The 11,451-nt window shown below is 59.1% G+C and carries 9 protein-coding genes; 7 read left to right on the forward strand and 2 right to left on the reverse strand.

All coding sequences use genetic code 11. The features are described from left to right. A complete protein-coding gene (gene modC / locus AB8846_RS06115) occupies positions 1-1,059 on the forward strand; it encodes a molybdenum ABC transporter ATP-binding protein ModC (protein WP_063143133.1) in 1,059 nt (352 codons plus the stop codon). On the opposite strand, the gene AB8846_RS06120 is transcribed toward modC, so the two are convergent. After that, positions 1,060-1,878 (reverse strand): pyridoxal phosphatase, encoded by an 819-nt coding sequence (locus AB8846_RS06120; RefSeq protein ID WP_159513679.1) that lies wholly within the window; start codon positions 1,876-1,878, stop codon positions 1,060-1,062. Between the two features lie 140 nt (positions 1,879-2,018). Between AB8846_RS06120 and pgl the strand changes: the two genes are divergently transcribed. Continuing rightward, positions 2,019-3,014: a 6-phosphogluconolactonase gene (gene pgl / locus AB8846_RS06125; RefSeq protein WP_370732298.1), complete on the forward strand. Its 996-nt coding sequence runs from the start codon at positions 2,019-2,021 to the stop codon at positions 3,012-3,014. An 87-nt stretch (positions 3,015-3,101) separates the two neighbouring features. On the opposite strand, the gene AB8846_RS06130 is transcribed toward pgl, so the two are convergent. Next, entirely contained in the window at positions 3,102-4,385 is a 1,284-nt protein-coding gene (locus AB8846_RS06130) for a putative acyl-CoA thioester hydrolase (RefSeq protein ID WP_370732299.1), read from the reverse strand. Between the two features lie 224 nt (positions 4,386-4,609). On the opposite strand from AB8846_RS06130, the gene hutI reads away from it, so the two are divergent. The 5 genes from hutI to hutH all read left to right on the forward strand — a co-directional run bounded on the left by hutI (position 4,610) and on the right by hutH (position 10,854). Beyond that, the gene (gene hutI / locus AB8846_RS06135) at positions 4,610-5,833 is read left to right on the forward strand and encodes an imidazolonepropionase (protein ID WP_370732300.1); all 1,224 of its coding nucleotides are present in this window, start codon (positions 4,610-4,612) and stop codon (positions 5,831-5,833) included. Beyond that, positions 5,830-6,768 carry a formimidoylglutamase gene (gene hutG, locus AB8846_RS06140; protein WP_370732301.1) on the forward strand — a complete coding sequence of 313 codons (939 nt, stop codon included), beginning with the start codon at positions 5,830-5,832 and terminating at the stop codon, positions 6,766-6,768. Before hutI ends, hutG begins: the two co-directional genes overlap by 4 nt. Positions 6,769-6,787: 19 nt before the next feature. Then, positions 6,788-7,522: a histidine utilization repressor gene (locus AB8846_RS06145; protein WP_024908773.1), complete on the forward strand. Its 735-nt coding sequence runs from the start codon at positions 6,788-6,790 to the stop codon at positions 7,520-7,522. Between the two features lie 126 nt (positions 7,523-7,648). Beyond that, on the forward strand, positions 7,649-9,334 hold the full coding sequence (hutU, locus tag AB8846_RS06150; RefSeq protein WP_370732303.1) for a urocanate hydratase: 1,686 nt from the start codon (positions 7,649-7,651) through the stop codon (positions 9,332-9,334). Continuing rightward, a complete protein-coding gene (gene hutH / locus AB8846_RS06155; RefSeq protein WP_370732304.1) occupies positions 9,334-10,854 on the forward strand; it encodes a histidine ammonia-lyase in 1,521 nt (506 codons plus the stop codon). The genes hutU and hutH overlap by 1 nt, the downstream gene beginning before the upstream one ends. Positions 10,855-11,451: the final 597 nt, after the last annotated feature.

Raw genomic sequence — 11,451 nt, forward strand, 5'->3', positions numbered from 1 at the left:
ATGCTGGAACTCCATTTCACCCAGACCCTGGGAAACCATACCCTGACGCTTAACGAGACGCTGCCTGCAAGCGGTATTACCGCCATCTTTGGCGTGTCGGGAGCGGGAAAAACGTCGCTGATTAATGCCATCAGCGGCCTGACCCGCCCGCAGTCAGGCCGTATTGTCCTGAATGACCGCGTCCTGAATGACGTGGAGAATAAGGTTTACCTCTCGCCGGATAAACGCCGCATCGGCTATGTTTTCCAGGACGCGCGCCTGTTCCCGCACTACAGCGTGCGCGGCAACCTGCGCTACGGCATGGCGAAAAGTATGGCCGGGCAGTTTGATAAGCTGGTGGCGCTGTTAGGCATTGAACCCCTGCTCGACAGGCTGCCATCCTCGCTCTCCGGCGGAGAAAAACAGCGTGTGGCCATTGGCCGCGCGTTGTTGACCGCACCGGAGCTGCTGCTGCTCGACGAACCGCTGGCCTCGCTCGATATTCCGCGTAAACGCGAGCTTCTGCCTTATCTACAGCGCCTGACGCGCGAAATTAATATTCCGATGCTCTACGTCAGCCATTCGCTGGATGAGATCCTCCATCTGGCCGACAAGGTGCTGGTGCTGGAAGAGGGCAGCGTTAAGGCGTTTGGTAACCTGGAAGAGGTGTGGGGCAGCAGCGTAATGCACCCGTGGTTACCCCGGGAACAGCAGAGCAGCATCCTGAAAGTGAGCGTTCTGGAACACCATCCACACTACGCGATGACCGCCCTGGCGCTGGGTGACCAGCATCTTTGGGTCAATAAGATCGACAAACCGTTGCAGTCCGCGCTGCGAATTCGTATCCAGGCGTCGGACGTATCGCTGGTGCTGCAGCCGCCGCTGCAAACCAGTATTCGAAATATTCTGCGCGCCAAAGTCGCGGAGTGTTTTGATGATAACGGGCAGGTGGAAGTGAAGCTTGAAGTGGGCAGCAGGACGCTCTGGGCGCGCATCAGCCCGTGGGCCAGGGATGAGTTAGGGATCAAACCCGGCCTGTGGCTTTACGCGCAAATTAAGAGCGTCTCGATCACCGCCTGATTACAGCAGGTGGGTATAAATGTACTGCGCGATGCTGTCGGTGGTGTTGTCGCCAATCACCACGTTGGCGCGGGCTTTGACCGCGTCGTCGGCATTGCCCATCGCCACGCCGGTACCGGCGGCTTCCAGCATGCTGATGTCGTTGTAGTTATCACCAAAGGCGACAACATCCTGCATCGACCAGCCTTTTGATTCCACAAACTGCGTCAGACGTTTGCCTTTGCTGTTGCCTTTGCGGGCAATATCTACCTGGTCATGCCAGGACCATTCGCACTCCAGACCCAGCGTCTGCTCCACGTGTTTTGCGAAGGTGTTCAGTTTGGCGGTGTCTTCATCCGTCAGGGCGAATTTCCAGATAGCCTCAACGTCCTGGGCGGCCTGACGCAGGGAGGAAACCTGGGTAAAGACCGGACGCTGCGCTTCAGGCAGGGACAACGCCCAGTTGCTGGTGCGTACTACATGGCCAGTAGGGCGCTCGTACACCATCGCGTTGTCCACGTACATCAGGCCGTGAACGGCATGCTCATCCAGCAGATCAATCAGTTGCAGCGCCTGGGGAACCGGCAGCGGGTCGGATGCTAAAACCTTTTTTGCCTGATAATCATACAAATAAGTGCCATTACAACAAATTGCAGGTGTATCTAACGCCAGTGCCTGATAAAAAGGGTGAATGGCAACGTGATGTCGACCCGTTACGATAAGGAGTTGATATCCCACTTCCTGCGCGCGTTTAAGCGCCTCAAGGGAGGAGGGGAGAAGGGTTTTTTGCGGCGTTAGTAAGGTACCGTCTAAATCCAGAGCAATCACACGCGAGGTCATCTGTTTTCCCGGGTTAATATTGAATTTACGTTTTGATGGGATGGTACACCGAGAGGCGAACGCTTCAAAATTCCTGTCGACAATTCAGCATTCACCGTCAAAAGTTAACTACTTTCATGCGCAGTGAGGAGTGAATATTCATGAAACAAACCGTTTATACCGCCAGTCCTGAAAGCCAGCAGATCCACGTCTGGCGTTTAAATACCGAAGGGACACTCACGCTGGTTCAGGTTGTTGATGTGCCAGGCCAGGTGCAGCCGATGGTCATCAGCCCGGATAAACGTTTCTTGTACGTGGGTGTGCGCCCGGAGTTCCGCGTGCTGGCCTATCGCATTTCTCCGGACGATGGCGCGCTGACGTACACTGCCGAAGCACCACTGCCGGGCAGCCCAACCCATATCTCTACCGATCGTAAAGGCAACTTTGTCTTCAGCGGCTCGTATAACGCGGGCTGCGTCAGCGTAACGCGTCTGGAAAATGGCATTCCGGTCGACACCGTGGATGTGGTGGAAGGGCTTGAAGGCTGCCACTCGGCGAATATCACGCCGGATAACCGCACGCTGTGGGTGCCTGCGCTGAAGCAGGATCGTATCTGCCTGTTCACCCTGAGCGACGATGGTCACCTGGTGGCGCAGCATCCTGCCGAAGTGACTACCGTTGAAGGCGCGGGTCCGCGTCATATGGTTTTCCATCCGAACCAGCAGTACGCCTACGTGGTCAATGAGCTGAACAGCTCTGTGGACGTCTGGGAGCTGAAAGATCCTAACGGCCAGATTGAGTGCGTGCAGACGCTGGATATGATGCCGTCTGACTTCTCCGATACCCGCTGGGCGGCGGATATCCACATTACGCCAAATGGCCGCCATCTGTACGCCTGTGACCGCACTTCCAGCCTGATTACCGTCTTCAGCGTTTCTGAAGACGGCAGCGTGCTGGCGATTGAAGGGTTCCAGCCAACGGAAACCCAGCCGCGCGGCTTTAATATCGATCACAGCGGTAAATACCTGATTGCGGCGGGGCAGAAATCCCACCACATCGCGCTGTATGAAATTAAAGGCGAGCAGGGGCTGCTGGAAGAGAAAGGACGTTACGCCGTCGGCCAGGGGCCAATGTGGGTCGTGGTAAACGCTCACTAAGCGGCTTAAAGCAAAAAACCTCGCACATGCGAGGTTTTTTTATCTCTGTAGGCCGGGTAAGGCGAAGCCGCCACCCGGCAAAACAGCTTACTGCTTCGGCTCAGCAACCACTTTGCTACCCAGACCGCGGTTGTTGTATTCCCACATGCGGTTGAAGTTAGCGTCGTTCAGGTTGCGCTGCACGTTTCCTTTATCATCCACCGTACCGGTATTGCCGGAGAACGGACGCTTGGAGATCGCGGCATCAGCCCACGGCTTCGTCATGTTGAAGCCTTCGTTGATCACGCTGTCGCGGATCACGACCTGGCCGTTAGTCGCAGAGTCCACGTCCAGGGAACGTCCCAGCTGCGCCACGCCGTCACCGGCAGCGTTAAAGCGGCTGTTCACGGCCAGGAAGCCGTAGAAGAGGTTAGACTGGGTTGCCGGAGCAAACACGTAGCCTTCCTGCTGAGTACGTGAATTCACCACGCGGAAATCGGTGTTATCAAATACCACCGCGCCGCGGCCGGACACCAGATCCACGTCACCTTCAACGTAGCTGTTGGTCACCAGGGTACGGGTCAGGCGGTTATTCTGCAGGGTGTTCTGCACGCCGCTGTTGGTCACGAAGAAGGTGTTCTGACGGCCCAGAATGTTGACGTTGTTAATCTGCACCTGGTCGCCATCGCTACGCAGCGCAACGGCCTGGTGGTTACCGGCATCAACGCTGTCGCCCAGGGTATTCTGAATGGTCAGGTTCTGCAGCTGCAGACCGTTATTCTGGGACCAGAATACCGCGGAGCACATCACGCCAATGGTGGCGGAACGCTTGCTCTGGCAGTTATCAAACATGTACCACGCCGGTTTACCCGGCATATATTTACCGGCCGGGTTCACCAGGTGACGCCAGGTGTTGCTGTCGATTTCGGAATCAATCGCCAGGCCAATTTTTACGTCGACCGCTTTTTCGCCCAGACCGTAAAGCGTAATGCTGCCTGGGGCCGCCGGAACATACACGGTGCCTTCATATTCACCTGGCAGGATCGCGATGTACTGGCGAGACGCGCTGTGTTTAGTGATGGCAGCATCAACCGCAGCCTGAATAGAGGTATGCGTTACGCCCTGCGCACCCGCCGGGCCAACCACGAAGTCAGGCTGTTTAGGCAGGTTAATAGACGACGGTGTCCACGGCGCAGCGTTAGGATCCATCGCTGAGAAGTAGTGCGCGCGGTCGAAGTTCTTCGCTTCATCAGCGGACAAAATCGGGCGGGAGGCGGTACCGGGCGCAGCCTGCTCAGAAGGTCGCTGATCCGGTGGAGTTGAACTGCATGCGGATAAGGTCACGCCAAAGGCGAGTGCTAACGCCAGACGGGAAATCCTGGAAATGTTCAAGGTGAAGCTCCTGGGTATGCAAGTCTTTACGGGATAGACGAAATAGCCTGCTTTTTTATACTAAGTTGAGCGAAACGGGAAGATAAAAAGGGTAAAAGTTGCATTTTTAACCCCGGGGCGGCAGGTAAGTGATCACAAATAAATAACATTTTCCACAAAGTCGGTTGACAGCAGACAACAGATGAAAATAAATGTCTATACAACCCATGACAAGTGGAATGCCCATGCAGCAGATTCATCCCGACGATGTAATATGGCGAAATGCGCGACTGGCTACGATGGCGCCGGACGTATCTGCGCCTTATGGACTGAAAGAGCAACATGCCCTGGTCGTGCGCGGCCACACCCTTCTGGCCGTGATACCTGAATCTGACGTTCCTGCCGGACACCCTCACTGTGTCGATCTCCAGGGGCGTCTGGTCACGCCTGGCCTGATTGACTGCCATACCCACCTGGTGTTTGGCGGCGATCGCGCGGCGGAGTGGGAGCAGCGTCTGAACGGCGTCTCTTATCAAACCATCAGCGCCCAGGGGGGCGGGATTAACGCTACCGTGACGGCGACGCGCAGCAGCTCCCCCGAAACCCTGCTTCAGCTGGCGCAGCAGCGGCTTCAGCGGCTGATGAATGAAGGCGTCACGACGGTTGAAATCAAGTCGGGATACGGTCTAAACCCCGAGGCCGAAGAGAAGATGCTGCAGGTCGCGCGCCAGCTGAGCCTCAATAATCCGATCGATATCAGCCCAACGCTGCTGGCGGCGCACGCGGTTCCGCCGGAGTACCGGCAGGATCCCGATGCGTATCTCACGCTGGTCTGTGAGCAGATATTGCCCGCGCTGTGGCAGAAAGAGTTATATGAAGCAGTAGACGTGTTTTGTGAAAACGTCGGCTTTACCCCGTCGCAAACCGAGCGCCTCTTCCAGGCGGCGACTGCGCTGGGTATCCCGGTGAAAGGGCATGTCGAGCAGCTGTCGAATCAGGGCGGCGCGGCGCTGGTCAGCCAGTATAAGGGGCTTTCCGCCGATCATATTGAGTATCTCGACGACGCAGGCGTTCAGGCGATGGCGGAAAGCGGCACGGTTGCCGTCCTGTTGCCGGGGGCGTTCTATTTTCTTCAGGAGCGCCAGCGTCCGCCGGTTGAACGGCTCAGAAAACAGGGGGTACCGATGGCCGTCGCGACCGACTACAACCCCGGCACCAGCCCGTTTGCCAGCCTACACCTGGCGATGAACATGGCCTGCGTCCAGTTTGGTCTGACCCCTGAGGAAGCCTGGGCTGGCGTCACGCGGCATGCCGCGCAGGCGCTGGGCCGTGGCGCAACCCACGGGCAGCTCAGGGCAGGGTTTGTCGCCGATTTTATCGTCTGGGATGCTCGCCATCCGGTTGAGATGGTCTACGAGCCGGGACGCAATCCGCTGTATCAACGTATTTTCCGTGGGGAGGCAGTATGAGGTTATGGCGGCCGGTAGCCGAAACGGTCTGGAAGGGGCGCGACGACAGCGCCGAGGCCAGCAATGCCACGCGCATTTTCCAGACGATAAAGCAGCAGGGACAGTTCACGCCGCTTGCATCCGGCATCGCGCTGATAGGCTTTGAATGTGATGAAGGGGTTAAACGCAATCAGGGCAGGCCCGGCGCCGTGCAGGCACCGGATATACTGCGAAAAGCGCTGGCGAATATGGCAAGCCATCAGGGGCACGAACGGCTGGCGGATATGGGCTCGGTTTACGTTAAAGGTGACGAGCTGGAAGCGGCGCAGCAGGCGTTAAGCGATGCCGTCACGGCCTGCCAGCAGTCCGGGATGCGCACGCTGGTCTTTGGCGGCGGGCACGAAACCGCCTGGGCGCACGGTCGGGGCGTTCTGGATGCGTTCCCTAACGAGCGCGTGGCGGTGATCAACCTTGATGCCCATCTTGACCTGCGCAAGGCCGACCGGGCGACGTCCGGCACCCCGTTTCGCCAGCTGGCGCAGTACTGCGATGAGCGCGGGCGGGAATTTCAGTACGCCTGCTTTGGCGTGAGCCGGGCGGCGAACACGCTGGCGCTGTGGGATGAGGCCGAACGCCTGAACGTCACGCTGGTGGAAGATCTCCATTTCAGGCGCGATGCGCTATCCGCGCTGGAAAAGGTGCTGGCGCAGGCCGATCGTATCTATCTGACGATCGATCTGGACGTCCTGCCCGCCAGCGAAATGCCTGCCGTGTCCGCACCGGCCGCGTTAGGCATACCGGCGCTGGATCTTCTCCCGGTTATCGAACAAATCTGCCGCAGCGGTAAGCTACAGGCCGCCGATCTGGTAGAGTTTAACCCGCAGTACGATCGGGACGGACAGGGCGCAAAGCTTGCCGCCCGTCTGGCCTGGCAAATTGCTCACTGGTGGGCATAACACTATTCAAGGAGTCACGATGTTTTCACGCTCACCTCTGCCGCAGTCGAGCCCTCCCGCGCCTTTCTACGAAAAGGTGAAGCAGGCGATCAGCGAAAAAATCGCCACCGGCGTCTGGCGGCCGCACGACCGCATTCCCTCGGAGGCCGAGCTGGTGGCGCAGTTTGGTTTTAGCCGGATGACCGTCAACCGGGCGCTGCGCGAACTGACCGACGAAGGGCTTCTGGTGCGCCTGCAGGGCGTGGGGACGTTTGTGGCGGAACCGAAAGGGCAATCTGCCCTGTTTGAAATCCGCAGTATTGCCGATGAGATAACCTCGCGAAATCATCAGCACCGCTGTGAGGTGCTGGTGCTCGAAGAGACCCAGGCCAGCGCCGAGCAGGCCGTAGAGCTGAATGTCAAAGAAGGCAGCCGTATCTTCCACTCCGTGATGGTGCATTTTGAGAACGACATTCCGGTGCAGATTGAAGATCGCTGCGTGAACGCGGAACGGATTCCGGACTATCTGAACCAGGATTACACCCAGACCACGCCGCACGCCTATCTCTCGCTTGTCGCACCGCTGACGGAAGGGGAGCACATTGTGGAGGCCGTGCGCGCCACGCCGCAGGAGTGCGAGCGGCTGCGCATTAAAGAGCACGATCCGTGCCTGCTGATCCGCCGTCGGACCTGGTCCTCGTCGCACATTGTGTCGCATGCCCGGCTGCTTTTCCCGGGTAACCGCTACCGGCTGCAGGGCCACTTTATGTCATAAGTTTTAAAAGCGTGATAGCTAACGCAATATAACAAAATTGTATCTTTTTTGTTAAATCTGACCTTGTGTGTGCTTGTCTATACAAGTATATCTAAATGCATCACTGTCCCGTATGAGGAGCACACAATGTCGTCAGGTAAATACCGCCAGCAGGATGTCCGCGCCGCGCGCGGCACCACTCTCACCGCCAAAAGCTGGCTCACCGAAGCACCGCTGCGCATGTTGATGAACAACCTTGATCCTGAGGTAGCGGAGAACCCCCACGAGCTGGTGGTCTACGGCGGCATAGGCCGCGCCGCGCGCAACTGGGAATGCTATGACGCAATTGTAAAATCCCTGACCGAACTCGAACACGACGAAACCCTGCTGGTGCAGTCCGGCAAGCCGGTGGGCGTATTTAAAACGCACAAAAACGCGCCGCGCGTGCTGATCGCCAACTCTAACCTTGTGCCGCACTGGGCTACCTGGGAACACTTCAACGAGCTGGACGCAAAAGGGCTGGCGATGTATGGCCAGATGACCGCGGGTAGCTGGATCTACATCGGCAGCCAGGGGATTGTGCAGGGCACCTACGAGACCTTCGTCGAAGCCGGCCGCCAGCACTATAACGGCTCGCTCAAAGGCCGCTGGGTGCTGACCGCGGGTCTCGGCGGCATGGGCGGCGCGCAGCCGCTGGCCGCCACGCTCGCCGGCGCGTGCTCGCTGAACATTGAGTGCCAGCAGAGCCGCATTGATTTCCGTCTGCGCACCCGCTACGTCGATGAACATGCAACCGATCTGGACGATGCGCTGGCGCGCATTAAAAAATACACCTCCGAAGGCAAAGCGGTGTCGATTGCCCTGTGCGGCAACGCGGCGGACATTCTCCCGCAGCTCGTCGCCCGCGGCGTGCGCCCGGATCTGGTCACCGACCAGACCAGCGCCCATGACCCGCTGCACGGTTACCTGCCAAAAGGCTGGACGTGGGAAGCCTATCAGCAAAAAGCGGAAACCGACCCGGAAGGTACGGTACTCGCTGCGAAACGCTCCATGGCAGAACACGTCTCCGCCATGCTGGCCTTTAGCCAGATGGGCATTCCGACCTTTGATTACGGCAACAACATCCGCCAGATGGCGAAAGAGATGGGCGTGAATAACGCGTTCGACTTCCCGGGATTCGTTCCTGCTTATATTCGCCCGCTGTTCTGCCGCGGTATCGGTCCGTTCCGCTGGGTGGCCCTGTCCGGTGACCCGGAGGATATCTACAAAACCGACGCGAAGGTGAAAGAGATTGTCGCCGACGACGAACATCTGCATCGCTGGCTGGACATGGCCCGCGAGCGCATTAACTTCCAGGGCCTGCCGGCGCGTATCTGCTGGGTAGGGCTGGAGTGGCGTCAAAAACTCGGCCTCGCCTTCAACGAAATGGTGCGCAGCGGTGAAGTTTCCGCGCCGATCGTCATTGGCCGCGACCACCTGGACTCCGGCTCCGTTGCCAGCCCGAACCGCGAAACGGAAGCCATGCGCGACGGCTCGGATGCGGTCTCCGACTGGCCATTGCTGAACGCTCTGCTGAATACCGCCAGCGGCGCGACCTGGGTATCGCTGCACCACGGCGGCGGCGTGGGGATGGGCTTCTCCCAGCATTCCGGGATGGTCATCGTCTGTGACGGAACCGATGAAGCCGCCGCGCGTATCGCTCGCGTGCTGCACAACGACCCGGCCACCGGCGTGATGCGTCACGCGGATGCGGGTTATGAGATTGCCATTGACTGTGCCAAAGAGCAGGGCCTTAACCTGCCGATGATCCCTGCCACACAAGGAAAGCATTAATGAACGCGTTAACACTCACTCCCGGCTCGCTGACCCTCAAACAGCTGCGTAACGTCTGGCGCAAGCCGGTCACCCTTTCGCTGGATGCAACGGCCCACGCCGCCATTAATGATAGCGTTGCCTGCGTCGAGGCCATCGTTGCCGAAGGGCGCACCGCCTACGGGATTAACACCGGCTTTGGGCTGCTGGCGCAGACCCGCATCGCAACGCACGATCTGGAAAACTTACAGCGTTCGCTGGTGCTGTCACATGCGGCGGGCGTCGGCCAGCCGCTGGATGATGAGATTGTGCGTCTGATGATGGTCCTTAAAATCAACAGCCTGGCGCGCGGTTTCTCCGGCATTCGCCTGAGCGTGATTCAGGCGCTGATGGCGCTGGTCAATGCGGAAGTCTATCCGTGGATCCCGGCTAAAGGCTCTGTTGGAGCATCCGGCGATCTTGCGCCGCTGGCGCACATGTCGCTGCTGCTGCTGGGCGAAGGCAAAGCGCGCTGGCAGGGCGAGTGGCTTCCTGCGAAAGAGGCGCTGAAAAAAGCCGGGTTAAACCCGATCACGCTGGCGGCGAAAGAGGGGCTGGCGCTGCTGAACGGCACGCAGGCATCGACCGCTTTCGCGCTGCGCGGCCTGTTTGAAGCGGAAGATCTGTTTGCCTCAGCGGTGGTGTGCGGTGCGCTGACCACCGAAGCCGTGCTGGGCTCGCGTCGCCCGTTCGATGCCCGCATCCACGAGGTGCGCGGTCAGCGCGGGCAAATTGATGCCGCCGCGATGTATCGTCACGTGCTTACCGACACCAGCGAAATTGCCGAGTCACACCATAACTGCGAGAAGGTGCAGGATCCGTATTCTCTGCGCTGCCAGCCGCAGGTGATGGGCGCGTGCCTGACGCAGATACGTCAGGCGGCAGAGGTCCTGCTGGTGGAGGCCAACGCGGTGTCCGATAACCCGCTGGTGTTCGCCGAGGAAAACGAGGTGGTTTCCGGGGGCAACTTCCACGCCGAGCCGGTGGCGATGGCGGCGGATAACATCGCCCTCGCGATTGCCGAAATCGGCGCGTTGTCCGAGCGCCGCATTGCGCTGATGATGGATAAACATATGTCCCAGCTGCCGCCGTTCCTGGTGCGTAACGGCGGGGTCAACTCGGGCTTTATGATTGCCCAGGTCACCGCGGCGGCGCTGGCAAGCGAGAACAAAGCCCTGTCGCACCCGCACAGCGTGGACAGCCTGCCAACGTCAGCGAACCAGGAAGATCACGTTTCGATGGCACCGGCTGCCGGGCGTCGTCTGTGGGAAATGGCCTCCAACACCCGCGGCGTGCTGGCGGTGGAATGGCTGGCGGCAAGTCAGGGTATCGATCTGCGAGAAGGGCTAAAATCCAGCCCGCTGCTGGAGCAGGCGCGTCATGCGTTGCGTGAACACGTTACGCACTACGATGACGACCGCTTCTTTGCGCCGGATATTGATAAGGCGATGCAGCTTCTGGAAGAAGGGCGGCTGGTGGAGCTGTTACCTTCGGTGCTGTGATTTTTGCCCGGTGGCGCTGCGCTTACCGGGCCTACGAGTGAGAAAAGTAGGCCGGGTAAGGCGAAGCCGCCACCCGGCTTTTTTATGCGCCAGGCGATGCAGCTTCTGGAAGAGGGAAGGCTTGTAGGACTGCTACCTTCGGTGCTGTGATTTTTTTGCCCGGTGGCGCTGCGCTTACCGGGCCTACGCGTGCGAAATGTAGGCCGGGTAAGACGAAGCCGCCACCCGGCTTTTTTATGCGCCAGGCGATGCAGCTTCTGGAAGAAGGGCGGCTGGTGGGGCTGTTACCTTCGGTGCTGTGATTTTTGCCCGGTGGCGCTGCGCTTATCGGGCCAACGCGTGCGAAATGTAGGCCGGGTAAGGCGAAGCCGCCACCCGGCTTTTTTATGCACCAGGCGATACAGCTTCTGGGAGAAGGGCGGCTGGTGGGGCTGTTACCGCCGGTGCTGTGATTTTTTGCCCGGTGGTGCTGCGCTTACCGGGCCTACGCGTGCGAAATGTAGGCCGGGTAAGGCGAAGCCGCCACCCGGCTTTTTTATGCACCAGGCGATACAGCTTCTGGGAGAAGGGCGGCTGGTGGGGCTGTTACCGCCGGTG

This window comes from Enterobacter sp. KB-221C9 (assembly GCF_041320715.1).
Taxonomy (GTDB): Bacteria; Pseudomonadota; Gammaproteobacteria; order Enterobacterales; family Enterobacteriaceae; genus Enterobacter; species Enterobacter asburiae_D.

Excerpts from the sequence above, each read along its gene's own strand:
- modC (WP_063143133.1), top strand. The coding sequence starts at position 1 with ATGCTGGAACTCCATTTCACCCAGACCCTGGGAAACCATACCCTGACG.
- hutG (WP_370732301.1), top strand. The coding sequence starts at position 5,830 with ATGAGGTTATGGCGGCCGGTAGCCGAAACGGTCTGGAAGGGGCGCGAC.
- AB8846_RS06145 (WP_024908773.1), top strand. The coding sequence starts at position 6,788 with ATGTTTTCACGCTCACCTCTGCCGCAGTCGAGCCCTCCCGCGCCTTTC.
- pgl (WP_370732298.1), top strand. The coding sequence starts at position 2,019 with ATGAAACAAACCGTTTATACCGCCAGTCCTGAAAGCCAGCAGATCCAC.
- hutH (WP_370732304.1), top strand. The coding sequence starts at position 9,334 with ATGAACGCGTTAACACTCACTCCCGGCTCGCTGACCCTCAAACAGCTG.
- hutU (WP_370732303.1), top strand. The coding sequence starts at position 7,649 with ATGTCGTCAGGTAAATACCGCCAGCAGGATGTCCGCGCCGCGCGCGGC.
- AB8846_RS06120 (WP_159513679.1), bottom strand. The coding sequence starts at position 1,878 with ATGACCTCGCGTGTGATTGCTCTGGATTTAGACGGTACCTTACTAACG.
- hutI (WP_370732300.1), top strand. The coding sequence starts at position 4,610 with ATGCAGCAGATTCATCCCGACGATGTAATATGGCGAAATGCGCGACTG.